The organism is Achromobacter sp. UMC71 (assembly GCF_014170305.1).
Lineage (GTDB): Bacteria > Pseudomonadota > Gammaproteobacteria > Burkholderiales > Burkholderiaceae_B > Achromobacter.
The window spans coordinates 123,994-149,694 of record NZ_LZZT01000018.1; the positions used below are offsets into that span (position 1 = coordinate 123,994).

23 protein-coding genes are annotated in these 25,701 nt (G+C 65.5%); 19 read left to right on the plus strand and 4 right to left on the minus strand.

From position 1 onward, the window contains the following. From A9974_RS09775 to A9974_RS09845, 15 genes are all read left to right on the plus strand, one after another. Positions 1 to 930 carry an electron transfer flavoprotein subunit alpha/FixB family protein gene (locus A9974_RS09775; RefSeq protein ID WP_024068180.1) on the plus strand — a complete coding sequence of 310 codons (930 nt, stop codon included), beginning with the start codon at positions 1 to 3 and terminating at the stop codon, positions 928 to 930. A gap of 194 nt (positions 931 to 1,124) precedes the next feature. Next, a complete protein-coding gene (gene aspT, locus A9974_RS09780; protein WP_183003900.1) occupies positions 1,125 to 2,816 on the plus strand; it encodes an aspartate-alanine antiporter in 1,692 nt (563 codons plus the stop codon). Positions 2,817 to 2,913: 97 nt separating this feature from the next. Continuing rightward, a complete protein-coding gene (locus A9974_RS09785; protein WP_183003901.1) occupies positions 2,914 to 4,734 on the plus strand; it encodes a bifunctional aspartate transaminase/aspartate 4-decarboxylase in 1,821 nt (606 codons plus the stop codon). Positions 4,735 to 4,844: 110 nt separating this feature from the next. Next, positions 4,845 to 6,545, plus strand: a complete 1,701-nt coding sequence (gene aspT, locus A9974_RS09790; protein ID WP_183003902.1) for an aspartate-alanine antiporter — start codon at positions 4,845 to 4,847, stop codon at positions 6,543 to 6,545. A 176-nt stretch (positions 6,546 to 6,721) separates the two neighbouring features. After that, on the plus strand, positions 6,722 to 8,548 hold the full coding sequence (locus A9974_RS09795) for an acyl-CoA dehydrogenase (protein ID WP_183003903.1): 1,827 nt from the start codon (positions 6,722 to 6,724) through the stop codon (positions 8,546 to 8,548). 183 nt (positions 8,549 to 8,731) lie between these two features. Beyond that, positions 8,732 to 9,373 (plus strand): peroxiredoxin, encoded by a 642-nt coding sequence (locus A9974_RS09800; protein WP_183003904.1) that lies wholly within the window; start codon positions 8,732 to 8,734, stop codon positions 9,371 to 9,373. 283 nt (positions 9,374 to 9,656) lie between these two features. After that, complete coding sequence (locus A9974_RS09805) at positions 9,657 to 10,637, plus strand: sulfate ABC transporter substrate-binding protein (RefSeq protein WP_255468119.1); 981 nt, start codon at positions 9,657 to 9,659, stop codon at positions 10,635 to 10,637. 24 nt (positions 10,638 to 10,661) lie between these two features. Further along, positions 10,662 to 11,552 carry a sulfate ABC transporter permease subunit CysT gene (gene cysT / locus A9974_RS09810; protein WP_370539606.1) on the plus strand — a complete coding sequence of 297 codons (891 nt, stop codon included), beginning with the start codon at positions 10,662 to 10,664 and terminating at the stop codon, positions 11,550 to 11,552. Next, on the plus strand, positions 11,549 to 12,448 hold the full coding sequence (cysW, locus tag A9974_RS09815; protein WP_183003906.1) for a sulfate ABC transporter permease subunit CysW: 900 nt from the start codon (positions 11,549 to 11,551) through the stop codon (positions 12,446 to 12,448). The genes cysT and cysW overlap by 4 nt, the downstream gene beginning before the upstream one ends. Positions 12,449 to 12,473: 25 nt before the next feature. Continuing rightward, positions 12,474 to 13,538 (plus strand): sulfate/molybdate ABC transporter ATP-binding protein, encoded by a 1,065-nt coding sequence (locus tag A9974_RS09820; protein WP_183003907.1) that lies wholly within the window; start codon positions 12,474 to 12,476, stop codon positions 13,536 to 13,538. Then, the gene (locus tag A9974_RS09825; RefSeq protein WP_183003908.1) at positions 13,535 to 14,299 is read left to right on the plus strand and encodes a phosphoadenylyl-sulfate reductase; all 765 of its coding nucleotides are present in this window, start codon (positions 13,535 to 13,537) and stop codon (positions 14,297 to 14,299) included. Before A9974_RS09820 ends, A9974_RS09825 begins: the two co-directional genes overlap by 4 nt. Before the next feature lie 40 nt (positions 14,300 to 14,339). Then, complete coding sequence (cysD, locus tag A9974_RS09830) at positions 14,340 to 15,248, plus strand: sulfate adenylyltransferase subunit CysD (protein WP_183003909.1); 909 nt, start codon at positions 14,340 to 14,342, stop codon at positions 15,246 to 15,248. Between the two features lie 42 nt (positions 15,249 to 15,290). Then, positions 15,291 to 16,589, plus strand: a complete 1,299-nt coding sequence (locus A9974_RS09835; RefSeq protein WP_183003910.1) for a sulfate adenylyltransferase subunit 1 — start codon at positions 15,291 to 15,293, stop codon at positions 16,587 to 16,589. Positions 16,590 to 16,801: 212 nt separating this feature from the next. Beyond that, on the plus strand, positions 16,802 to 18,154 hold the full coding sequence (locus A9974_RS09840; RefSeq protein WP_183003911.1) for a PA0069 family radical SAM protein: 1,353 nt from the start codon (positions 16,802 to 16,804) through the stop codon (positions 18,152 to 18,154). Between the two features lie 100 nt (positions 18,155 to 18,254). After that, positions 18,255 to 18,740 carry a hypothetical protein gene (locus A9974_RS09845; RefSeq protein ID WP_183003912.1) on the plus strand — a complete coding sequence of 162 codons (486 nt, stop codon included), beginning with the start codon at positions 18,255 to 18,257 and terminating at the stop codon, positions 18,738 to 18,740. Between the two features lie 41 nt (positions 18,741 to 18,781). Here A9974_RS09845 and A9974_RS09850 read toward each other — a convergent pair whose 3' ends face one another. After that, on the minus strand, positions 18,782 to 19,654 hold the full coding sequence (locus A9974_RS09850) for a DMT family transporter (RefSeq protein WP_183003913.1): 873 nt from the start codon (positions 19,652 to 19,654) through the stop codon (positions 18,782 to 18,784). Positions 19,655 to 19,943: 289 nt separating this feature from the next. Between A9974_RS09850 and rplS the strand changes: the two genes are divergently transcribed. Continuing rightward, on the plus strand, positions 19,944 to 20,324 hold the full coding sequence (gene rplS, locus A9974_RS09855) for a 50S ribosomal protein L19 (protein ID WP_006218237.1): 381 nt from the start codon (positions 19,944 to 19,946) through the stop codon (positions 20,322 to 20,324). A gap of 123 nt (positions 20,325 to 20,447) precedes the next feature. Next, a complete protein-coding gene (locus A9974_RS09860) occupies positions 20,448 to 21,179 on the plus strand; it encodes a CoA pyrophosphatase (RefSeq protein WP_183003914.1) in 732 nt (243 codons plus the stop codon). 63 nt (positions 21,180 to 21,242) lie between these two features. On the opposite strand, the gene rsgA is transcribed toward A9974_RS09860, so the two are convergent. Then, the gene (gene rsgA, locus A9974_RS09865; protein ID WP_220805902.1) at positions 21,243 to 22,208 is read right to left on the minus strand and encodes a ribosome small subunit-dependent GTPase A; all 966 of its coding nucleotides are present in this window, start codon (positions 22,206 to 22,208) and stop codon (positions 21,243 to 21,245) included. Then, positions 22,205 to 23,455: a M48 family metallopeptidase gene (locus tag A9974_RS09870; protein ID WP_183003915.1), complete on the minus strand. Its 1,251-nt coding sequence runs from the start codon at positions 23,453 to 23,455 to the stop codon at positions 22,205 to 22,207. Before A9974_RS09870 ends, rsgA begins: the two co-directional genes overlap by 4 nt. A 61-nt stretch (positions 23,456 to 23,516) precedes the next feature. Between A9974_RS09870 and orn the strand changes: the two genes are divergently transcribed. Both orn and A9974_RS09880 read left to right on the plus strand, forming a co-directional pair. Beyond that, positions 23,517 to 24,062 (plus strand): oligoribonuclease, encoded by a 546-nt coding sequence (gene orn, locus A9974_RS09875; RefSeq protein ID WP_183003916.1) that lies wholly within the window; start codon positions 23,517 to 23,519, stop codon positions 24,060 to 24,062. Between the two features lie 3 nt (positions 24,063 to 24,065). After that, positions 24,066 to 24,698, plus strand: a complete 633-nt coding sequence (locus A9974_RS09880) for an NAD(P)H-hydrate epimerase (RefSeq protein ID WP_183003917.1) — start codon at positions 24,066 to 24,068, stop codon at positions 24,696 to 24,698. A gap of 46 nt (positions 24,699 to 24,744) precedes the next feature. On the opposite strand, the gene paaX is transcribed toward A9974_RS09880, so the two are convergent. Then, on the minus strand, positions 24,745 to 25,680 hold the full coding sequence (gene paaX / locus A9974_RS09885; RefSeq protein WP_183003918.1) for a phenylacetic acid degradation operon negative regulatory protein PaaX: 936 nt from the start codon (positions 25,678 to 25,680) through the stop codon (positions 24,745 to 24,747). Positions 25,681 to 25,701: the final 21 nt, after the last annotated feature.

Genomic DNA, 25,701 nt, shown 5'->3' on the forward strand with positions numbered 1-25,701 from the left:
ATGACGACGCTGGTTATTGCCGAACACGATAACGCCCAGCTCAAGGGCGCAACCCTGAACGCCGTCGCCGCCGCCGCCAAGATCGGAGGCGACGTCCACGTGCTGGTCGCCGGCGCTAATGCCCGCGCCGTGGCCGACCAGGCCGCGCAAGCGGCCGGCGTGGCCAAGGTGTTGCTGGCCGACGCGCCGCAGCTGGCCGACGGCCTGGCCGAGAACGTCGCCGCCCAGGTGCTGGCCGTGGCCTCCGGCTACAGCCACATCCTGTTCCCAGCCACCGCCTCGGGCAAGAACGTCGCGCCGCGCGTGGCCGCCAAGCTGGACGTGGCCCAGATCTCCGACATCATCGGCGTGGAATCCGCTGACACCTTCCAGCGCCCGATCTACGCCGGCAACGCCATCGCCACCGTGCAATCGGCCGACCCGGTCAAGGTCATCACTGTGCGCACCACCGGCTTTGACGCCGTGGCCGCGCAGGGTGGTTCGGCTGCCGTGGAAGACGTGGCCGCCGTGGCCGATTCGGGCCTGTCGAGCTTCGTTGGCCGCGAAGTCGCCAAGAGCGATCGTCCGGAACTGGCCGGCGCCCGCGTCGTCGTTTCCGGTGGCCGTGGCCTGGGCAGCGCCGAGAACTTCAAGATCCTGGATCCGCTGGCCGACAAGCTCGGCGCCGCGCTGGGCGCCTCGCGCGCCGCCGTGGATGCCGGCTACGCGCCCAACGACTGGCAGGTTGGCCAAACCGGCAAGATTGTTGCGCCGCAGCTGTACGTGGCAGTGGGCATCTCGGGCGCCATCCAGCATCTGGCGGGCATGAAGGATTCCAAGGTCATCGTCGCCATCAACAAAGATCCCGAAGCGCCGATTTTCGGCGTGGCCGATTATGGCCTGGTGGGTGATTTGTTCCAGGTCGTTCCCGAGCTGACCGGCGCCCTGTAAACCGCCTTTTTTTTGCCGTATCCAAAGCCCGCGGACATTATGTCCGCGGGCTTTTCCATGCTCGGCTGACAAACGCAACCATTTGATATTTATTCGGCAAATCTTTTGATCTTTAGAAAGATTCTGATAATGTGTTCCGCGCGCAGCTAGATTCGCGCAAGTGCTTGGCCTATACATAACGAAGGAGATTCGGGATGGAATGGTTCTTTGACACTCTGCGAAAATATCCAGAGCTTGCGATATTCCTTACCCTCGGTCTGGGGTATTGGATAGGCGCCAAGAAGATATTCGGATTTAATCTGGGGGCAGTGACCGGCACCTTGCTGGTCGGTGTACTGGTTGGCCAGCTCGACATCACCATCGCCCCCATCGTCAAGCAAGTCTTTTTCCTATTGTTCCTGTTCGGCCTGGGTTATGGCGTCGGGCCGCAATTCTTTCGCGGCATGAAAAGCGATGGCCTGCCGCAGGTCATTTTCGCCGTCATCATCTGCGTCATCTGCCTGTTGGTTACCTGGGCCACCGCCGTGGGCTTCGGTTTCGATGCCGGCACGGGCGCGGGTCTGCTGGCCGGCGCGCAAACCATTTCCGCGGTCATGGGGGTGGCCACCGATACCATCAACGGCTTGGGAATCGACGCGGCGACCAAGAAGAAATGGATCGACAGCATTCCGGTGGCTTATGCGGTCTGCTATATCTTCGGCACGGTGGGCAGCGCCTGGCTGCTGGCGTCGCTGGGCCCCAAGCTGATGCGGGTCGATATTGTCAAGGAGTGCAAGGAGTACGAGGCCAAGATGTCCGGCGCCTCCGATTCGATGGAGCTGTCCGGCTACCGCAAGTTCACCGCGCGCGCCTACAAGCTGGATCATTCGGAGTTCGCCGGCAAGACCGTCGCCGATCTGGAGGCGCGCTTTGTCGAGGCGCGGGTATTCGTCGAACGGATCCGTCGCGGTGACCAGATCATCGACAACGACTCCACCACGGTGCTGCAGGCGGGCGACGTGCTGGGCGTGACGGGCCGGCATGACGCGCTGGTGTTGCAGGCGGCCGGCATCATCGGCGCCGAGGTCGAAGACCGCGACCTGCTCAACCTGCCCGCCGAAATCATCGAGGTCGTGCTGACCAACAAGAACCTGGCCGGCAAGACGGTCAAGGAAATCTCCGAGATGGAGTCGGTGCGCCAGTTGGGCCGCGGCGTGTTCCTGCGCAAAGTGGTGCGCGGCGGCCACGAAATGCCGGTCAACTGGGGCCTGAAGCTGGACCGTGGCGACCGCCTGTTCATCCTGGGCGCCAAGCGCGACGTGGAGCGGGTGGTCAGCAAGGTGGGCTACGTGGACCGCGCCACGGAGCAGACCGACATGGTGTTCGTGGGCTTCGGCATCTTGCTGGGCGGTCTGTTCGGCACGCTGGTGCTGACGGTAAGCGGCATTCCCATCACCTTGTCGACGTCGGGCGGATCGCTGATTTCCGGCCTGATCTTCGGCTACCTGCGTTCGGTGCATCCGACCTTTGGCCGAGTCCCCGAGCCAGTGCACTGGTTCCTGACCTCGGTCGGCCTGACGGCCTTCGTGGCGGTGGTCGGCATCAGCTCAGGGCCAGGTTTCGTGCAGGGCTTCCAGCAACTGGGCGCCAAGCTGTTCATCGCCGGCATCATCGCTACCAGCGTGCCGATGATCCTGGGGGTGTACATCGCCCGCTACGTGTTCAAGTTCCACCCCGCCATCGTGCTGGGGGTCTGCGCCGGCGCCCGCACCACCACGGCGGCCATCGGCCAGATCACCGAAACCGCGAAGAGCCAGGTGCCCGCCCTGGGCTACACCGTACCCTACGCCATCGGCAATACCCTGCTCATCATCTGGGGCATTGTCATCGTCATGCTCATGACCTAGCGGGATTTCCCGTCCGCCGCCAGGTGGACGGGCCAGCGGATACGGGGGCATCGCCCCCGGCAAGCGTCTGTCAATAGCAAACCAGGAGTACTGAATAATGGCTTCTACCGCGCCTCTTACCGTCAGCCTGGCCTCGGCCCTGAAAACCACCCGTTCCCGCCAGCGCGACCTGGAGCAACTGTCGCCGTTCGAACTGAAGGATTACCTGATTACGCTGGCCAAGGACAGCCAGCAGACCGCCGCACTGACCATGTTGAATGCCGGCCGGGGCAATCCCAACTGGATCGCCACCGAGCCGCGCGACGCATTTTTCCTGCTGGGTCAGTTCGCCATGAAGGAAGCGCGCCGCGTGCGCGACGACGGCATCCTGGCCGGCATGCCGCCCAAGAAGGGCTGCGCCGACCGGCTGCGCAAATTCCTGTCCAAGAACAAGGGCGCCGCGGGCGCGGACTTCCTGGCCGGCGTGCTGGAATACGGCGTCAAGATCAAGAGCTTCGTGCCCGACGAATGGATCCATGAACTGACCGACAGCATCATCGGCGACAACTACCCGGTGCCGCCGCGCGCGCTGGTGCACCTGGAACAGGTGGTGCATGATTACCTGATCAAGGAAATGTGCGATGGCCAGCCGCCCAAGGGCAAGTTCGACCTGTTCCCGGTCGAAGGCGGCACGGCGGCCATGTGCTACATCTTCGATTCCCTGATGCAGAACGGCCTGCTCAAGCAGGGCGACACCATCGCGCTGTTCCTGCCCACGTTTACGCCCTATATCGAAATCGCGCACCTGGAGCGGTTCCAGTTCAAGATCGTTGCGATCAACGCCAGCAGCGTGCGCGCCGACGGCACCCACGACTGGCACTATCCGGCGTCCGAGATCGCCAAGCTGGAGAATCCGAAGATCAAGCTGGCGGTGACGGTGAACCCCAGCAACCCGCCGTCGGTCGCCTTCAGCCCGGTCGAGATGAAGCAGATCGTGGGCCTGATCCGCAAGAATCCGGATCTGGTGCTGGTGACGGACGACGTGTACGGCACCTTCGTGCCCAACTTCCGCTCGCTGATGGCCGAGGTGCCCCACAACACCATCTGCGTGTATTCGTTCTCGAAGAACTTCGGTTGCACCGGCTGGCGCCTGGGCGTGATCGCGACCCATGAAAAGAACACCATGGACCGCCGTATCGCCGAGTTGCCGGCGGCGTGGAAGAAGCGCCTGAACAAACGCTACGGCGCCATGACCATGGAGCCCGAAAAGCTCAAGTTCATCGATCGGCTGGTGGCCGACAGCCGCAACGTGGCGCTGAACCACACGGCTGGCCTGTCGCTGCCGCAGCAGGTCCAGATGGGCTTTTTCGCGCTGTCGCACCTGCTGGACCTGAAGGATGCGTACAAGCACCTGACCATGCAGATCGTGCGGGCGCGCCGCGATGCGCTGTGGCGCGGGCTGGGTGCGCCGCTGCCACCGGAAGACCCGATGCGCGGCTGGTATTACGTCGAGCTGGATTTCATGGTGTGGGCCAAGAACACCTATGGCGATGCCTTCTGCAAGTACATGACGTCGAACTACGAGCCGGTGGACTTCCTGTTCCGCCTGGCCGAGAAGTCCGGCGTGGTGCTGATGGACGGCGGCGGCTTCGGCGGACCGCCGTGGTCGATCCGCATTTCATTGGCCAACCTGGATGACGGCGACTATTCGAAGATCGGCAAGCACATGGTCGATGCCGCCACCGAGTATGTCGAAGCCTGGAAGGCCGGCCAGCTGGTGCGTTCGGGTCCGACCGCGGGCAAGGGGCAGACGGTGAAGGCATCGGCCGCCAAGCGCAAGGCCGGCGACAAGGGCGCCGCCAAGAAGGCCGTGAAAAAAGCGGTCAAGCAGGCGGCCAAGGCGGAACGTTCCGCCAAGAAGGCCAGCGCGGGCAGGTAGCGCGGCGGCAACGTGGCGGCCTTGGGCCGCCACGGCCAGCCGTTGCGGGCGGCCCAGGCCAGTGAAAGACGCAGGCACAATAGCGGCAACCAACAAGGCGACATGACCTTATGACGTGCTCAGTCGGGTTTTTCAATAGCGTTCCCATCGCGGTGCTTTTCTTGACGGTGGGGTTGGGATACCTGATCGGCAAGCTCAAAGTCGGGCCGATCCAGCTGGGCGGCGTGTGCGGCACGCTCATCGTCGCCCTGTTGATCGGCCAGACGGGCTGCCAGATGCGCGGCGACCTCAAGGAGGTCGCCTTCGCCCTGTTCATCTTCGCCATGGGCTATTCAGGCGGGCCGCAGTTCTTCGCCAACCTGAACCGGTCCAGCCTGCGCTATATCCTGCTGCCGGTGATCGAGGCGCTGCTGGTGCTGACCATCGTGCTCGCGGCGGTGCCGCTGTTCGGGCTGGACGCGGGCACCGCGGCCGGTCTGGCGGCGGGCGCGGCGACCGAGTCGGCGGTGGTGGGTACCGCCGCCGAAGCGCTCAAGCATCTGGGGCTCTCCGACGCGGATGTGCAGCGCATGGAGGCCAACATTGCCACGGCCTATACGCTGACGTATCTGGTGGGCCTCATCAGCATCGTCTTTTTCACCAGCCAGGTGGCGCCGGCCTTGTTGCGCATCAACCTGCGCCAGGCCTCCAAGGCGCTGGAAGAAAAGCTGGGCGTGGCCGCGGGCGAGGGCGAGGACAGCAACCTGCCGACGCTGCCGCGCCTGGTGGGAAGGTCGCATGTGGTCAAGGACGCGGATGGCAAGACCGTGGCCGAGGTCGAGGCGGCGCTGGGCGGACGCACGGCGATCAGCCGCATCCTGCGCAACGGCGAGGCGGTCGATGCGGCGCCCGAGGACACGCTGGCGACCGGCGACATTGTGGTGGTGCTGGGCCTGCGCCGGTTCGCGCTGCGGGCCGGTTCGGTGATCGGGCCGGAGATCCAGTTGCCCGAGGCGCATGCCGACGATCTGCAATTGAGCGAACTGGCGGTCATCGTCAACAAGAAGGCAGTCAATGGTCATACGGTGGGCGAGCTGGCCCAGCGTCCCGGTGCCAAGCGGGCGCGGGGGGTGTTTCTGCAGTCGATCCAGCGGTCCGGCCATATGCTGCCGGTCACGCCGTCCACGGTGGTGCAGTATGGCGATCTGGTGACGCTGGTGGGCGCCGAGCCCGAACTGTCGGTGGCCGGGGCCAGGCTGGGCAATGAACTGCGGCGCAGCGGTGTGACCGACCTGGTATTCCTGGCCTTCGGCATCCTGGCCGGTTTGCTGGTGGGCAGCCTGAGCGCCCGCGTCTGGGGGATCCCGATTTCGCTGGGCAGCGGCGGCGGCGCCCTGGTCAGCGGCCTGGTCTGCGGCTGGATCAACGCCAAGCGGCCCGCGCTGGGGCATATGCCCGATCATGCGGTGCAATTGCTCAAGGATCTGGGCTTGGCAGTATTCGTGGCTTGCGTGGGCCTGTCGGCCGGGCCGGAAGCCGTCAAGCTGATCCGCGAGCATGGCGCGGTGCTGCCCGTCATCGGCCTGCTGGTGTCGCTGGGGCCGGCCTGCCTGTCGCTGTGGGTGGGCCACAAGCTGCTCAAGATAGAAGGGCCGCTGCTGGTGGGCGCCATCGCCGGCCAGCATGTCAGCACGCCCGCCATCAGCGCGATCCTGGGCGCCAGCGGTAGCGCGGTGCCGCTGCTGGGCTACACCGTGACGTACGCCATCGCCAACGTGCTGCTGCCGGTGCTGGGGCCGATCATCGTATCGCTGGCGTATCACCTGAGCTGAACGCGGTCCGGCGCGGCACCATCGCGCCGTTTGCCCGCGATGCGGAGCAAGGGTTTAACATTGGCTAGGGAAACTACCGAGACCGCCAATCGACCCGCGCCACGCGTGTCACATGAGGCGGCGCCCCCGCACACCGCCGCGCCCGCCGTCACGGAGCGCAGGCTCATGGAGACACGATGCCCTACCTTACCCCGCTGCAGGATTTCCGCTTTGCGCTCAAAGAGCTGGCCGGCCTGGACGACGTCCTGAGGCTGCCCGGTTTTGAAGAAGTGACGCCCGACCTGGTGGACGCCATCCTGGAAGAAAACGGCAGGTTCGTCGAACAGGCGATCGCGCCGCTGAATGTGCCGGGCGATACCAAGCCTCCTGTCTGGAACGATGGCCACGTGACGGCGACGCCGGGTTATGCGCAGGGGTTCAAGGAATACGCGGCTGGCGGCTGGCAAGGGTTGCAGCATCCGCAGGCCTGGGGCGGACAGGGCCTGCCCAAGCTGGTCGCGGCCGCGCCGGGCGAGAACATCCAGGCGGCCAGCCTGGCGTTTTCGCTGTGTCCCATGCTGACAGACGGTGTGATCGAGGCCATCCTGACGGTGGGGTCCGACGAGCAGCGCAAGAAATTCGTCCCCAATTTGATCGGCGGCAAGTGGACGGGCACCATGAACCTGACCGAGCCGCAGGCGGGCTCGGACCTGGCGCAGGTGGCCACGCGCGCCGTGCGCCAGGAAGACGGCACCTACCGTCTATCGGGGCAGAAGATCTTCATTACCTACGGCGAGCACGACCTGGCCGAGAACATCATCCACCTGGTGCTGGCGCGCACGCCGGATGCGCCGCCCGGAGTGAAGGGCATTTCGCTGTTCATCGTGCCCAAGTTCCTGGTGGACGCGGGCGGCAACCTGGGGCCTCGCAACGACGTCTGGTGCGCGTCGCTGGAGCACAAGCTGGGCATCCACGGCAGCCCCACGGCGGTGCTGCTGTACGGCACGGGCAAGGGCGATGCCGGCGAGGGCGCAGTGGGTTACCTGGTCGGCGAGTTGAACCGCGGGCTGGAATACATGTTCATCATGATGAACGCCGCCCGCTTTTCGGTGGGGCAGCAGGGCATCGGGGTATCCGAGCGCGCCTACCAGCACGCGCTGGCGTACGCGCGCGATCGGGTGCAAGGCCGTGCCGTGGAAGGTTCGGCCGGGCCGGTCGCGATCGCACGGCACCCGGACGTTCAGCGCATGCTGCTGACCATGAAGGCGCTGACCGAGGCGGCGCGGGCGGTGTCCTACGTCACCGCGGCGGCGCACGACAAGGGTACGCATCATCCTGACCCCGAGCAGCGCTCGCGCAACCGCGCGTTCTACGAATACATGGTGCCCATCGTGAAGGGCTTTTCGACCGAATCGGCGGTGGAGGTGGCCTCCCTGGGCATCCAGGTGCACGGCGGCATGGGTTACATCGAAGAAACCGGGGCGGCGCAGTATTACCGGGATGCCCGCATCCTGCCCATTTACGAAGGCACCACCGCGATCCAGGCCAACGACCTGGTCAGCCGCAAGACGCAACGCGACGCGGGCGCCACCGCGTTCGCCGCCATTGCGGCCATGCGCGAAACGCTGCGCGCGGTGGAAGCCGAATCCTCGCGCGCCTCGGCGCTCGAGCGCGACGGCCTGCGCCTCTTGCGCGACAACCTGGACAGTGCGATCCAGGCCTACGAGGCCGGGGTGGAATTCATCCTGGCGCAGTCGGCGGCGAACATCCGTGCGGTCTATTCCAGCAGCGTGCCGTACCTGATGCTGGCCGGCGTGGTGCACGGCGGCTGGCAGATGGCGCGCGCGGTGCTGGCCTGCCGCAAGCGTCTGGCGGGCGGTTCCACCGATCCGTTCCATCGCGAGAAAATGGCGACCGGATTGTTCTATGCGGCGCACATCCTGCCGCGCGCCCTGGCGCTGTCGGCCGCGGTGCGGGCGGGTGTGGTGGCGGACGCCTGCGGGGCTGACGCGAATATTGCATAAGGTTATATGGCTTGCGTATTTCCCCTGCAACAGGTTTGATGGAAGAATCGTTTCAAGAGGCTGCCCTTGCCTGGGCGGCCCTCGCTGGGGGCGGCGCGCGCCGCCGCCGGAACGATTTCCCGGCGAGCCGCCGGGCCAGGAGGCCCGCCGGCTCCGTAACCCTGAATGCACACAGGAGACACCATGAGTCATCTACGCCTGGGCGACATCGCCCCTGATTTCGAACAGGAATCCTCGGCCGGCCCGATCCGCTTTCATGAGTATCTGGGCAATAGCTGGGGTGTCCTTTTTTCGCATCCGGCGGATTTCACGCCCGTTTGCACGACCGAGCTGGGCTACACCGCCAAGCTGGCCGATGAATTCGCCAAGCGCAATGTGAAGGTGCTGGCCCTGTCCGTGGACGGCGCCGATTCGCACAGCAAGTGGATCGAGGACATCAACGACACGCAGTCCACCAAGGTCAATTTCCCGATCCTGGCCGACAAGGACCGCAAGGTGTCCGAGCTGTACGACATGATCCATCCGAACGCCAACGCCACCCTGACGGTGCGTTCGGTCTTCATCATCGATCCGAACAAGAAGGTCCGCCTGACCATCACGTATCCGGCCAGCACTGGCCGCAATTTCAACGAGATCCTGCGCGTCATCGATTCGCTGCAGCTGACCGACAGCCACAGCGTGGCCACGCCGGTCAACTGGGAAGACGGTGACGACGTGATCATCGTTCCGTCCCTGCAGGACGAAGCCGTGATCAAGCAGAAATTCCCGAAGGGCTACAAGGCAGTGCGTCCGTATCTGCGCATTACGCCCCAGCCGAATAAGTAAATAAGGAATTCGTGCGCAAGGCGGCCCGCGCCGTCTTGCCCGATTCTCGCCGGGCGTTGCCCGCAAAGCCGCGCTTTCCCTGGGAAAGCGCGGCTTTTTTACGTCTTCGCACCGCTGCCTGTTTGTGCGCTATATGCCTGGAAGCGATGAGCAATCAAAGAATGATTCGTTCCGTTCAGAACATGCCGACGGCAAACTTGCCTGCACATTGCCAAACACGGGAAGGGAGCACGGAATGTCTTTCAGGAAAGCGGGTTGGTTGGCCGCCTTGGCCGCAGTGACGATGTCCTTCGCCGCGATTGCGCCGGCCCAGGCGCAGCAGAAGCAGACGTTGTTGAACGTGTCCTACGATCCGACGCGCGAGCTGTATCGCGCCATCGATGACGCCTTCATCAAGCAATACAAGGAAAAGGCCAATGTCGACTTGACCATCCGCCAGTCGCACGGCGGCTCGGGCCGCCAGGCGCGTTCGGTCATCGACGGGCTGGAAGCCGACGTCGTGACGCTGGCGCTGGCCTATGACATCGACGCCATCGCCGACCGCGGCCTGCTGCCCGAGAACTGGCAGACGCGTCTGCCGCAGAACAGCTCGCCGTACACCTCGACCATCGTGTTCCTGGTGCGCAAGGGCAACCCCAAGCAGATCAAGGACTGGGACGACCTGATCAAGGACGGCGTGCAGGTGATCACGCCCAACCCGAAGACCTCGGGCGGCGCGCGCTGGAACTACCTGGCGGCCTGGGCCTACGCCCTGGAAAAGAATGGCGGCAGCGAAGACAAGGCGCGCGCCTATGTCGGCGAGCTGCTCAAGCATGTGCCGGTGCTGGATACCGGCGCCCGCGGCGCCACCACCACCTTCGTCGAACGCGGCGTGGGCGATGTGCTGCTGGCCTGGGAGAACGAGGCTTTCCTGGCGCTGGAAGAGTTGGGTCCGGACAAGTTCGACATCGTGGTGCCGTCGCTGTCCATCCTGGCCGAACCGCCCGTGGCCATCGTCGACAAGGTCGTCGACAAGAAGGGCACTCGCGCCGCGGCCCAGGCCTATCTCGAGTTCCTGTATACCCCCGCCGCCCAGGAAATCATTGCCAAGAACTACTACCGGCCGATCGACAAGACCGTGGCCGCCAAATACGAAAGCAAGTTCCCCAAGGTCAAGCTGGTGACCATCGACGACAAGATCTTCGGTGGCTGGCGTAAGGCGCAGAAGGACCACTTCAGCGACGGCGGCACGTTTGACCAGATCTACCAGCCGCAGAAGAAGTAAGCGGAAAACCAGCGGACGACGGCCATGACTTCAGCCTCGATGCCAAAGGCAAAGGGCGCGCAAGCGCCTTTTGCCGTTCGGCGCAATAGCCCGGGCGTGCTGCCCGGTTTCGGCATTTCCATGGGCTACGCGGTGCTGTACCTGAGCGTGCTCGTGCTGATCCCCCTGGCGGCCTTGCCGATCAAGAGCGCCGCGCTCGGTTGGCAGGGTTTCTGGGACGCGGTGACGGCGCCACGCGTGATGGCGTCGTATCAGCTGACCTTCGGCGCGTCGCTGCTGGCGGCGCTGGTGAACCTGGTGTTCGGCACCATCGTGGCCTGGGTGCTGGTGCGTTACCGGTTTCCGGGCAAGAAGATCCTGGACGCCCTGGTTGACCTGCCGTTCGCGCTGCCTACCGCGGTGGCCGGCATCGCGCTGACGGCGTTGTACTCCGAAAAGGGCTGGCTGGGCGGGCCGCTGGCCGAGTGGTTCGGCCTGAAGGTGGCGTTCACGCCGCTGGGCATCGTCATCGCGCTGATCTTCATTGGCGTGCCGTTCGTGGTGCGGACCGTGCAGCCCGTGCTGGAAGACGTGGAGCGCGAGATCGAGGAGGCCGCCGCCAGCCTCGGCGCGGACCGCTGGCAGACCATCCGCCGGGTGTTGTTGCCCACCATCCTGCCCGCGCTGATGACCGGCTTCGCGCTGGCCTTCGCCCGGGCGGTAGGCGAGTACGGGTCGGTGGTGTTCATCGCGGGCAACATGCCCATGGTGTCCGAAATCACCCCGCTCCTGATCATTTCCAAGCTGGAGCAGTTCGACTATGCCGGCGCCGCGGCTATCGCGACCGTGATGCTGGTGCTGTCCTTCGGGCTGCTTCTGGTCATCAATCTGCTGCAGGGCTGGCAGGCTCGCCGCGGCCTGGGGAGACTGGCATGAGCGTTGCTGACCGTCCCGCCCACCTGACCGAGCCGCGCTGGGTGCGCGGCGTGCTGCTGTTCCTGGCGCTGGGGTTTCTGGCGCTGTTCCTGCTGGTGCCCCTGGCCGCGGTGTTCGTCGAGGCCTTGCGCAAGGGCTGGCAACTGTATCTGGATGCCATCGTCGAGCCCGATGCGCTGTCGGCTATCCGGCTGACCTTGCTGGTGGCGGCGATCGCACTGCCGGTGAACCTGGTGTTCGGCGTGGCCGCCGCCTGGGCCATCACTAAGTTCCAGTTCCGCGGCAAGCAGTTCCTGATCACCCTGATCGACCTGCCATTCTCGGTGTCGCCGGTGGTAGCCGGGCTGGTGTTCGTGCTGCTGTTCGGTACCCAGGGTTGGTTTGGCGGCTGGCTGCAGGACCACGACTGGAAGATTGTCTATGCGGTACCCGGCATCATCCTGGCCACGCTGTTCGTGACCTTTCCGTTCGTGGCGCGCGAGCTGATCCCGCTGATGCAGGCGCAAGGCAGCGAAGAAGAGCAGGCCGCGCTGACGCTGGGCGCCAGCGGCTGGCAGATCTTCTGGCGGGTGACGCTGCCCAATATCAAGTGGGGCCTGCTGTATGGCGCCATCCTCTGCAATGCGCGCGCCATGGGCGAGTTCGGCGCGGTCTCGGTCGTGTCCGGCCAGATTCGCGGCCTGACCAACACCATGACGCTGCACGTGGAAATTCTCTACAACGAATACCAGTACTCGGCGGCCTTCGCGGTGGCCTCGCTATTGGCGCTGCTGGCGCTGGTGACGTTGGTGGCCAAGAACATCGTCGAGTGGCGCAATGCGCGCTATCTGCGGGCGGCGGAACTGCCGGTCGAATACCCCGGGCCCGCCGTGGCCATCAAGCCGGCCGCCGCCTGACGCGGCCGGCCAGACGGAGACAAGCATGAGCATCGAAGTTCGCAATCTATCCAAGCGTTTCGGCCAGTTCCGCGCACTGAACGACGTATCCCTGCACATCGAGACGGGCGAGTTGGTGGCGTTGCTGGGGCCTTCGGGCTGTGGCAAGACCACGCTGCTGCGCATCATCGCCGGGCTGGAGTCGGCTGATAGCGGCAGCGTGCTGTTCGCCGGCGAGGACGCCACCGCGGTGGACGTGCGCCAGCGCCAGGTGGGGTTCGTATTCCAGCACTACGCGCTGTTCAAGCACATGACCGTGTTCGAAAACGTGGCGTTCGGGCTGCGGGTCAAGCACCGGTCGCAGCGGCCGTCGGAAGACCAGATCCAGCGCAAGGTGCATGACCTGCTTAGCCTGGTGCAGCTGGATTGGCTGGCGGATCGCTATCCGGCGCAACTGTCGGGCGGTCAGCGCCAGCGCATCGCGCTGGCGCGCGCGCTGGCGGTCGAACCCCGCGTGCTGCTGCTGGACGAGCCCTTCGGCGCCCTGGATGCCAAGGTGCGCAAGGAACTGCGGCGCTGGCTGCGCCGGCTGCACGATGAACTGAACGTGGCCAGTGTCTTCGTCACGCACGATCAGGAAGAGGCACTGGAGGTGGCCGACCGGGTGGTGCTGATGAACGCCGGCAAGATCGAGCAGGTGGGCACGCCGCGCGAAGTCTGGGAAGAGCCGGCCACCCCGTTCGTCTACGGCTTCCTGGGTGACGTGAACCAGCTCCAGGGCGTGGCCAGCCGCGGCGTGTGGGAGGGCGCGGGCCTGTCGCTGCCGGCGCCGGAGCTGGCACAGGCCGAGAGCCAGCGCGCCACCGCCTACGTGCGGCCGCACGAACTGGACATCGAACGCTACCAGGCCGGCGGCGCCGGCATTCCCGTGCGGCTGGCCCATGCCTATCTGGCCGGACCCAGCGCCTACCTGGAACTGACGCGCCAGGATTCCGACGCCATCATCGAGGCCGAGGTGCCCGAGCACCTGTACCGGGAATTGGGCCTGAAGGATGGTGAAACCTTGCTGGCCCGCCCGCGGCGGGCACGCATTTTCGCGGTGCAATCATGACGGTTACTGCTGAATTGCCGGCGGGTGTGGCGCCCGGCCTGGAATCCGATCCTGCCTTGGCGGCACGCTGGGCCGAACTGGTCGCGCGCCTGGCCGACATCCGCCGGCGCTATCCCGATGCCGCACTGGCCTCGTCCCTGGCGGCCGAGGACATGGTGTTGACGCATGCCATCTACGGATCGGCGCTGGACCTGGAGGTCTTCACGCTGGATACGGGCCGGCTGCATGCCGAGACCTTGGGCGTGCTGGATGCGGTGCGCGAACGTTACGGGCGCGACGTCACGGTGTACCGCCCGGTGGCCGCCGCCGTCGAGCAGCACGTGGCCGAACATGGAGCCTATGCCTTCTACGAAAGCGTGGAGCTGCGCAAGGCCTGTTGCCAGATCCGCAAGGTCGAGCCGCTCAAGCGCGCGCTGGCCGGGCGAAGCGCCTGGATCACCGGCCAGCGGCGCGCGCAGTCGGCCACGCGCGGCGAGCTGCATCTGGAAGAAGACGACAAGACGTTCGGACTTTACAAGTTCAATCCGCTGGCGGACTGGAGCGAGGCGGATGTCTGGAACCTCATCCGCGCGCTAGGCATCCCGTACAACCCGCTGCACGACCAGGGCTATCCGTCCATCGGCTGCGAACCCTGTACCCGCGCGATCCGTCCGGGCGAAGACCTGAGGGCGGGGCGGTGGTGGTGGGAATCGTCGGATTCCAAGGAATGCGGCCTGCACGCCGGCAACCGGGTCATCAGCGTCGTGCCGCAACGTTCATAACGCCCACCGCTCGTCAGAATTCTGTTTTAGGGGAATACCTATGTCCGCAGTGATCCAACGCAGCCATCTGGACTGGCTGGAATCGGAAGCCATATTCATCATGCGCGAGGTGGCCGCGGAAAGCGAAAAGCCCGTGCTGCTGTTCTCGGGCGGCAAGGACTCGGTGGTGCTGCTGCGCCTGGCCGAGAAAGCCTTTCGTCCGGGGCGCTTTCCGTTCCCGTTGATGCATATCGATACCGGCCACAACTTCGACGAGGTTATCGCCTTTCGCGACGCCCGTGCCGCCGAGCTGGGAGAGACCCTGATCGTGCGCAGCGTGGAAGATTCGATCAAGCGCGGCAGCGTGGTGCTGCGCCGCGAAACCGATTCGCGCAACGCCGCCCAGGCCGTGACGCTGCTGGAGGCGATCGAGGAATTCGGCTTCGACGCCTGCATCGGCGGCGCGCGCCGCGACGAAGAGAAGGCGCGCGCCAAGGAACGCATCTTCTCGTTCCGCGACGAGTTCGGGCAATGGGACCCCAAGGCCCAGCGTCCCGAGCTGTGGAGCCTGTTCAATACCCGGGTGCATCGCGGCGAGAACATGCGCGTGTTCCCGATCTCGAACTGGACCGAACTGGACGTCTGGCAGTACATCCAGCGCGAGCAGCTGGCACTGCCGCCGATCTATTTCAGCCACGAGCGCGAGGTGATCCGGCGCAAGGGGCTGCTGGTGCCGGTGACGCGCCTGACCCCGCCGCAGGACGGCGAAAAGGTCGAGCGCTTGCCGGTGCGTTTCCGCACGGTAGGCGATATTTCCTGCACCTGCCCGGTGGCCTCGGATGCCGCCGACACCGCCGCCATCATCGCTGAGACGGCGGTGACGGACATCACCGAGCGCGGCGCCACGCGCATGGACGACCAGACTTCCGAGGCCTCGATGGAGCGCCGCAAGAAAGAAGGCTATTTCTGATTGCACGAGCGGCCGGCGCCAAGCCGGCCACAGGGGACACGCATGAACGCAGTTAACGATTCTTTTCTTTCGGGCGCCGGCACGGGCGTGCTGCGCCTGATCACCGCCGGTTCGGTGGACGACGGCAAGTCGACGCTGATCGGCCGTCTGCTGTATGACAGCAAGGGCGTATTCGCCGACCAGCTGGACGCGATCTCGCGCGCCAAGTACAAGCGCGTGGCCGAAGGCGGCATCGACTTCTCGCTGCTGACCGATGGCCTGGAAGCCGAGCGCGAGCAGGGCATCACGATCGACGTGGCCTATCGCTACTTCTCCACGCCGGCGCGCAAATTCATCATCGCCGACGCGCCCGGCCACGAGCAGTACACCCGCAACATGGTGACCGGCGCGTCCACGGCGGACGTGGCCGTGATCCTGATCGACGCCACCCGCGCCGCCGACGGCAAGCTGCTGCCGCAGACCAAGCGGCACAGCACTATCGCCAGGTTGCTGGGCATCCGTCACATCGTGGTGGCGGTCAACAAGATGGACCTGGTCGACTGGGACCCGGCCGTGTTCGAACGCATCCGCGACGCCTACGCCGATCTGGCGCGCAAGCTGGGTATCGAGCATTTCGACGCGCTGCCGCTGTCGGCGCTGAATGGTGACAACGTGGTGACGCTGTCGGACAAGACGCCCTGGTACACGGGACAGCCGCTGCTGACGTTGCTGGAATCGCTGGACCTGTCCGGCGATGGCCGCGCGGGTCCGCTGCGCTTCCCGGTGCAGTGGGTGGCGCGTCACGACGGCGACCGCAAGGACGATTTCCGCGGCTACGCCGGCCGCATCGCCAGCGGCGTGCTGCGCCCCGGCGACGAGATCACGGTGCAGCCGTCGGGCGTGACGGCGCGCGTACGCGAGGTGCGCGTGTTCGATCGCTTGCTGGATGAAGCCGTGGCGGGCGATTCGGTGACGCTGGTGCTCGACCGCGATGTCGACGTGTCGCGCGGCGACGTGATCGTGCATGCGTCGGCGCAGGCGCAGGTCGCGCGCGAGTTCGAAGCCGAGCTGTGCTGGCTCGACACGCAGCCACTCAATCCGGCGCGCAAGTATCTGCTCAAGCACGGCACGCGGTTGACGTCGGCGAAGATTCGCGCGGTGCTCTCGCATCGCGACATTCATGAATTGCAGGAAGTGGAGAACACCGAAGGCACGCTGCGCATGAACGACATCGGCCGCGTCACGTTCACCACGCGCGAAGCGTTGGCGGTCGATCGCTATGCCGATGTGCCTGCAACGGGGGCCTTTATTTTGATCGACGAAGCCACGCATCAGACCGCGGCGGCGGGGATGCTTCGGTAAGCCGCAAGCGAGCCAGAAAACAACGCCCGCCGGGCCGGATTTTGAGTGTTGTTTTTATTCCAAACTCAATGCTGGTGCGGGTTTCCGGCCCATCTCGCAAGATGAAATCGAATTGTCCGGACGCCGTCTTCGTCTTGCGGTAAAGTGGGGCTGTCTTACGAAAAGGCTTTTGGTGCTTGTCAAAACCACTGTGTTTTTGTACAGTAGTTTTCATGGCACGCACCGATCATTCTTTTCCCGCCGGTTCTGGGTCCCCGGCTGCCGCCCCCGCCGCCTTGCGCGGTCGGGGTGCGGTTACTAATGTTCGGCATCGCTTTCAGCGCGATGACCGCGTGCAGGTCGACGACGGCTGGTCCTCTTCGGGTCTCCCGGCTGACTTCGTTGATGCTGTCCCCGATATTTCCCCTAAAGTCATTCCCATCCTGCCCGACGCCCGCGTGGCGCCCGCGGCCCCCAAGACCACCGTCACGGCCGAAGAGGCCCGCAAGATCCTGTCGCGTAACGATTCGCCCGACATTCCCTTCGACGTGGCGGTCAATCCCTACCGCGGTTGCGAACACGGCTGCGTCTATTGCTACGCCCGGCCCACGCATTCCTACCTGGGCTATTCCCCCGGGCTGGACTTCGAAACGCGCCTGGTGGCCAAGGCCAATGCCGTGCAGGCGCTGCGCGCCGAAATCAGTCGGCCCGGCTACAAGCCGTCACCCATCAATATCGGCTCGGCCACCGACGCCTACCAGCCCATCGAGCGCGATTGGCGCCTGACGCGCGGCATGCTCGAACTGATGCTGGAAACCCGGCATCCGGTCACCATCGTCACCAAGAACGCGCTGGTCGCCCGCGACCTGGACCTGCTGGCCGCGCTGGCCGAACAGAAGCTGGTGGTGGTCTACATGAGCATCACCACGCTGGATGCCAGCATGGCCCGTACGCTGGAGCCGCGGGCTGCCGCCCCCTGGCGCCGCCTGGAAGCCGTGCGCAACCTGACCGCCGCCGGCGTGCCAGTGGGCGTGCTGGTGGCGCCGGTGATCCCGTTCATCAACGACGACGCCATGGAACACATCCTCCAGGAATCCAAGGCGGCCGGCGCGCACTACGCCAGCTACACGGTCATCCGGTTGCCCTGGGAAGTCAAAACCCTGTTCGAGGACTGGCTCAACGCGCACTACCCGGACCGCGCCCAGCGTGTGCTGCACCGTATCGAAGACCTGCGCAATGGCCGCCGTAACGATCCCAACTTCGGCTCGCGTATGCGCGGCACCGGCATCTGGGCCGACCTGCTGCGCCAGCGCTTTGCGGTAGCCACGCGCAAGCTGGGCCTGAACCGCCACCGCCTGGCGCTCGATACCGACCGCTTTCAGCCGCCCCTGGCGGCGGGCGGCTCCGCATCCTTGTTCGCTGCGGCCGCAAGCGCGGCCGATGCCCCCGTTTCCCTATCCCCGGCTGGCGCGAAAGCGTCTTCAGGGGTCCCTTTTTCCAGTGCCGCGCCGATGGCCGGCGCCTTTGGGCGCGGTGAACGCCAATGGCGCGCCATGGCTGCCGGGCAGCTGTCACTGTTTGACTGACGCCGCGGCTCCGGACGGCCCTTGTCGTCCGCCCGGTTTATCCGTTGTCGTTGCCCGTCGATTCTGACTGTCGTTTTTACCGCGCTACCAAGGAGTTCCCATGAACACCGCTCAACTCTCTGTCCTGCCGGACGATCTTGCTGCCGTATCGCTGACGCCGCTGCGCCGCGCCGCGCAACGCGTTCGGGCGTTCAGTGCCCGCTTCACCGGGCTGGCCATGCCCTGGACGGCTACGCCGGGGCCGGCGGGCCGGTCAACGGGCTCGAGTGTGCTGGGCGCCGGCGGCATCGCGCCGGCCGGGGTGGCCTCGGCCGATGCCGAGACAGGCAAGGGCAGCCGTACCGGCACCCTGCCAGGCAAGTGGCCGTTCCCGCCGGCGTCGGCTGATGTGGTGGCGCCCGCCGCGGGTAACGCCGCGGGCAACCTGACCCGGACCCCGCGCGAGCGCAGCCTGGGCAACGCCACGGTCGAACCGGTGTCGGATCAGGTCAGCGTCAAGAGCATGGTGCTGGACGTGGTGCTGGTGCTGGCCTGGGGCGCAATGATTCCCGCGCTGATGTGGCTGGGCGCTGCCGGCGGATTTTGAGCGGATTCCCGGCGTTCGGCGCCTGGCGCGTGGCCGCAGGTTCAGGTCGAACCCAGCAGCACCACGCCCGCCAGAATCGACAAGCAGCCTGCCAGACGGCCTGGGCCCACCTTTTCGCGTAGCAGGAACATGCCGGCCAGGGTGCCCAGCATCATCGACATTTCCCGGGCGGGGGCAACCAGGCTCAGCGGCGCGCCGTTGCGCAAGGCATACAGCACCAGGATGTACCCCAACGGCGACAGCAGCCCCACCGCCAGCGCCAGGTGCCAGTGGCCGCGCATGGATTCCCAGGCCTGGGTGCGCCGGCGCAGCATGTGCGGCGTCATCATGGTCGTGCGGGTAACGCAGGTGAACCAGTCGAACAGCACCGGGCTGATCAGCAGCACCTTCACGCCATAGGCATCCACCACGGTGTACGCGGCGATGAACAGCCCGATCACCATGCCCCAGCGCACGCCTATCCAGGCCTGGGCATTGCGAAAAATGGACAGCCTTCCCTGGGTAGCAATCAGCAGCACCCCGATCACCACGCACAGCATGCCGGCGATACCGGTGCCCGTTGCGGGTTCACGCAGCAACAGGAAGGCGCCGGTGGTCGAGAGCAGGGGGCCGGTGCCGCGAGCGATGGGGTACACCACCGACAGATCGGCCACCTGGTAACCCCGTTGCAGGCACAGGCTGTAGCCCAGATGCAACAAGCTGGAGGTCAGGATGGCGCCCACTACGGGCCAGGTCCACGTCATGCCGTCATGCAGCAGTACCCACACCACCCAGGGCGCATACAGCACCGAGGCGCACAGCCCGTAGGCGAATACGAAGGGGGCGCCCACCATGGCCGCGCGCTTGGCTAGGAGATTCCACGTGGCGTGGGCCATCGCCGCCAGGACGACCAGTATCAGGGACGAATACGACATGGGGGAGTACAGCGTCTTGTGACGTGTTTGTTACAGGAACTGCTAGGGTACCGCAAACCTGCGGTCAGGCCGCCATGTTACCTGACGCCCTAGCCAATTTTTGGTGTAGAATCATTGGTTTGCCAAATCTCATCCTCTGCTTGCGGTACAAGGCTGAGGGGTAGAAACCCAGCATGTCTGGGGTATGCCCCTGGGGGACAAACCCCTGGTATCAGGCCTAACCAACATAGAACGGTAAAACACGGCAAAGCGTTTTAGTCCGCAAAGACATGATGATCTAGGAGTTCTCATGAACCTTATCGCTATCCTGGAACAGGAAGAGATTGCCCGCCTGACCGGCGGCCAAGCCAAGCCTGAATTTGCCCCCGGTGACACCGTCATCGTGAGCGTGAACGTCGTTGAAGGCACCCGCAAGCGCGTGCAGGCCTTCGAAGGCGTCGTTATCGCCAAGCGCAATCGCGGCCTGAACTCCGCGTTCACCGTGCGCAAGATTTCGTCGGGTGAAGCCGTGGAACGTACGTTCCAGCTGTACTCGCCGCAAATCGCCGGCATCGAAGTCAAGCGCCGCGGCGACGTGCGCCGCGCCAAGCTGTACTACCTGCGCAACCGCTCGGGCAAGTCGGCGCGTATCAAGGAAAAGCTGGTCAGCAAGCAAGCCTCGGCGGCTTGATCGCTTATCGGCACACGGCCCTACCAGTGTCGGACGCACACGCCATCCAGCGTTTTCGTTCGGCACGGGTTTCCGGGTTAAAAAGGCACCTGCGAGGGTGCCTTTTTCTTTTTGAAAAGCCGAATGTCTGATTCCTCGTCTTCTGGCCGGCCTCGTCGGCCACTGGCGCGTCCCGGATTCGATCCGGCGTCGCAGCCCTGGGTCATCGCCAATCAATCCCTGCCGGCGCTGCCCGCCAATCTATTGACGCCAGATCTTCTGCGCGGCACGCTCAACCAGCCCTCTACCTGGACGCTGGAGCTGTCGCGCGACAATGACCTGCGTTATCCCGGACGCGAGGGCGTGCCGGTGCCCGCAGCCGTGCTGATTCCGCTGGTCACCCGCAATGATGGGGTCCACATCATGCTGACGCAGCGCGCCGCCCATCTGCATGACCATGCGGGCCAGATCAGCTTTCCGGGCGGACGTATCGAAACCAGCGACGCCACGCCCATTGCCGCGGCGCTGCGCGAGGCGCAGGAAGAAACCGGTCTGCCGGCCAATCACGTCGAGGTTCTGGGCAGCATGCCGCCCTACCTGACCGCCACGGGTTTTTCGATCATCCCCGTTGTGTCGCTGGTGACGCCCGGCTTCGAACTGGCGCCGGACGCGTTCGAGGTGGCCGAGGTGTTCGAAGTGCCGCTGTCGTTCCTCATGGATCCGGCGAACCACCGCCTGTACGAGGCGCGCCTGGACGATGGCCGGGTGCGCCAGTACTACGGCATGCCTTATGGCCGGCACTTCATCTGGGGCGCCACGGCGGGCATGTTGCGCAACCTTTACCACCTGCTGCGCAACGGCTTGCCGCCGCGCTGACGCCAAGCCGCGAGCGGCGCGCCTGTCGCGGGGCAGGGGCCTCAAGCCCCTGGCACCCTGCGGTCAGTAGCGCTGCTGGCCCGCCAGGTTTTCTTCCAGAATGCGCTGATACAGCGCGTAGCGGGCCGGATCGATAGCGCCTGCCTGCAGTGCCGCGACGACGCCGCAGCCCGGCTCGTGGCGGTGGGTGCAGTTGTAGAAACGGCAGGATTCGATCGGCTTGGTGAATTCCGGGAAGCCCCGGATGATGTCTTCGCGCGTCAGGTGCTGCAGGCCAAAGGCCTGGAACCCGGGCGAGTCGATCAGGTCGCCGCCCGGTGCGGGCAGGTGATACAGGCGGGTGCTGGTGGTGGTGTGCTTGCCCATGTCCAGCGCCGTCGAGTGTTCGCGGGTGGCGGCCAGGGCGTCGGGCACCAGCACGTTCAGCAGCGTGGACTTGCCCATACCGCTTTGTCCCAGCAGCAGGTTGGTGCGGCCCGCCAGGCGCGGCGCCAGCTCGGTGTGGACCTTTTCAGGTTCCAGCGCGCTTAGTTCGACGATGTCCACGCCCAGCGCCGCGATCGGCGCCAGGCGGGCGCGGGCCGCGGGCAGGGCGTCCACGAGGTCGGTCTTATTCAGGATGATCAGCGGGGCGATGCCCGCGCTCCAGGCGCCGGCCAGCGCGCGGCCGGTCAGGTCGTCGGAGAAGGTCGGCTGGACCGCGACGACGATCAGGAGCTGGTCGACGTTGGACGCGAATTGCTTGGATCGCATTTCGTCCGAGCGGTACAGCAGGTTGCGTCGCGGCAGAATGGCGTCGATGGCGCCTTCGTCCTGCCCCTGAGGCGTGATGCGGACCCGGTCGCCCACCGCCGCGCCGGCCTTCTTGCCGCGCGGGAAGCACTTGCGCAGGCTGCCATCGGCCAGCTCGACCGTGTAGTGGCGGCCGTGGGCCGCAATGATGCGGCCTTCGTTGGCGGCGTCGGCGGGCGCGCCGCTATCTTGCGGCGCATGCGCGAAGCTTGCCTTGGAGCGGTCGGACAGGCTCATGCGGCAGTCGCCATCAGGTGGCGGATGCGCTCGGCGGCGGGAGGATGGCTATCGTAGAAGGCGGAGTGCACGGGGTCGGGGGTAAGGGTGGTGGCGTTGTCGTCGTAGAGCTTGACCAGGGCGGAAACCAGGCGGTCCGGCGAGCTTTGTTCGGCCGCGTAGCGGTCGGCTTCGAACTCGTCGCGGCGCGAGAGCAGGCTGGCAAGCGGCGTGAAGATGAAGGTGAAGACGGGCATGACCAGCAGGAACAGCAACAGCGCCATGGCGTCGTTGCGTCCGCCCAGCTGGGGCAGGACGCCCAGCCCTTCGTAGAACCAGGGCTGTTGGGCGATCCAGCCCAGGCAGGCAAAGAACACCAGCGCCGCGCCGAAGCTCAGCACGATGCGCCGGGTGATGTGGTGCTTGGTGAAGTGGCCCAGTTCATGCGCCAGCACGGCTTCGATCTCGTCGGCATTCAGGCGTGCCAGCAAGGTGTCGAAAAACACGATGCGGCGCGACCGCCCGAAGCCGGTGAAGTAGGCGTTGCCGTGGGCCGAGCGGCGCGAGCCGTCCATGACGAACAGGCCCTTGAGCGAAAAGCCGCAGCGCTTGGCCAGGTGATGGATGCGTTCGATCAGATCGGGGTCGGACAACGGGGTGAACTTGTTGAAGACCGGCGCGATGACCGTCGGGAAAATGACCTGCATCATCAGGCTGTAGACCGACCATAGCGCCCAGGCCCAGATCCACCAGTAGGCGCCGGCGCTGCCCATGATCCAGATCACGGCGGCAATCAGCGGCAGGCCCAGCACGGCAGTCAGCCCGATGCCCTTGGCGGCGTCCATGATGAACAGCTCGGGCGTCATGCGGTTGAAGCCGAAACGCGCTTCCAGCCGGAATTGCCGCCACACGGTGAAGGGCAGGCTGAACAGGCCCAGCAGCACGATGACTGTCACCACCAGCAGCACCTGGCGCAGCAGGTCGTATTGGGTCACCTGGCTTATCATCAGGTCGATGTATTGCAGCCCGCCCATGAGGGTCAGGCAAACGAGCAGGATGGCATCGTAAGTGCGTTCCAGCATGCCCAGCTTGACGCGCGCCACGGTGTAATCCGCCGCGCGCTGGTGGTTGGACAAGCCGATACGGTGAGAGAATTCGGCGGGTACCCGGTCACGGTTGCGCACCACGTGGCGGATCTGCCGGGTAGCCAGCCACATGCGCACGGCGATATCGGTCAGCAGGAAGGCAACGAACAGCAGTGTGAACATGGGCAATGCAGCGGGCTCAAGTAGGTATGTGCGAAAATCGCGTGTTTTATAGGCAAATTATATGGCTGTGAACGAAAATCGCCTGGTCTGGCTGGACATGGAAATGACCGGCCTGGACCCTGAAAAAGAACGCATCATCGAGGTCGCCGTGGTGGTGACCGAGGCCGACCTGACCGTGGTGGCCGAAGGCCCCGTGCTGGTCGTGCACCAGTCCGACAGCCAGCTTGACGCCATGGACAACTGGAACAAGTCCACCCACGGCAAAAGCGGCCTGATCGACAAGGTGCGGGCATCGACGATTTCCGAGGCGCAAGCAGAGGATACGCTGTTGGCGTTTCTTGCGCAGCACGTGCCGGCAGGCAAGTCGCCCCTGTGCGGTAACACCATCAGCCAGGATCGCCGCTTCATGTTTGCTTACATGCCGCGCCTGGAACAGTTCTTCCACTACCGCAACCTGGATGTCAGCACGCTGAAGGAACTGGCGCGCCGCTGGGCACCCGCGGTCTACAAGGGTTTCGAGAAGAAAAGCCGCCACGAAGCGCTGGCCGACATCTACGAGTCGATCGACGAACTCAAGTACTACCGCGAGCACTTCCTCAAGGTGTAAGCGATGCCATCCTTTTCCGTTGCCCGGATACGCCATGCCGAAAGGCTGGCGTTGTCGCAGGGGCGGGAACTGATGCCCCTCGCGGGTTTAGCTGCGGCCGATTTCATCGCGGCGCGGTTCGCGCCCCCGGCCCGGGTGCTGGCGCTGGCCGGCCCGGGCAACAACGGCGGCGATGCGTTGACCGCCGCCACGGGCCTCCTGGCTCGCGGATACGCGGTGGACCTGCATATGCCGGCGGGCCCGGACGCGTTGCCGCCCGACGCCGCACGTGCCTGGCGCAACTGGCGCGACGCGGGCGGCGGATCGCTGGACGCCTTGCCGGATCTCCTGGATTACGCCGTGATCATCGATGGCCTGTTCGGCATCGGCTTGAATCGTCCGCTGGGCGCGTCGTGGCAGACACTGGCCGACCGCGTCAACGCCAGCGGCGCGCCGGTGCTGGCGCTGGATGTACCCAGTGGCATCGACGCGGATTCCGGCCTGGCCTTGGGTCGGCCGCTGCGGGCGCGCTGGACGCTGTGCTTCATTGCCATGGCGCGCGGACTGGAAGCGCCGGGCGCGGGCCGCGAGGCGGCAGGGGAATGCCTGGTGCGGGATCTGGGCGTGACAATACCGCCGCCATCCGCCACGGACTGAGCCGCCGGGGGTGTTTTCTTACCGTTGAATCTTTACCGCCTGCGCGTCAGGCGGCTTGCGGCCGTCCACCGAAGCGCGAATCGCCTTCGGCCGTCAGCGGCGTGTAGCGGTCGTTGTCCTTGCCGGCCAGGGCATCCAGATGCGCCTCGGAGGCGTCGAAGACCCGCCAGTAGATGCGGCCGCAGAGCTCGCGCGCCGCATGGCCCGGCCAGTTCCCGGGCAGCATGGCGGCGGGCAATTGGGGATCGTGCAGCACGATCCGGCGCCAGCTGTGCAGCAGCAGCACCCGCGCGATGAAGGCCTCGGCGGGCGCCGGGGCGTCTTCCAGCAGCTTTTCCAGCGGCCCGAAATTCTTGATGAATTGCCGGTATTGCTCGGCCACGTCGTCCAGGTTCCAGCATTGCGACGCCAGGCTGGCGATGGGCAGGCCGCCCGCGCCGGCCAGGTCGCGCGCCGACAGCACCAGGGCGCGGTCGGGAATGCCCAACTTTTCCAGGATTTCGTGGGCGGCGCGCGCTTCGGTGTGCGGATGGGCGAACAGGCCCGGCGCGATCATGCCGAAACCTTCCCAGACCAGTTCGCGGCGCAATTCGGCGCGCTCGGCCAGGCCGTTGCCGGTGCGCGGCAGCGCCACCAGCGTCCATTCCCCATGCCATTCGCGTGGCGCGCCTTCGTAGATGCGCTGCGAGGCGTGGGCGGTATGGCGCGCGCCGTGTTCGGAGATCAGGTAGAGACTGCGCCGGCCGTGGCGTTCGGACTGCAACCAGTTCTGCGCCACCAGGCGGAACACGCTGGTGCGCAGCAGGCGCTCGTTGATGCCCAGCGGCGCCAGCAGCTCGATCAGGTCGCCCAGCCAGATGGCGCCACCGTGCAGCGTCAACGCGTCTCCCAGCAGGCTCACGCAGAGGGATTTGGCCCGCGGCGGATCATTCTTGATCAGGCGTGACAGGTAACGGTCCAGGGGCGACTGAGGGTTTGCCATAAGGGGGGCCGCAAGCGGCCG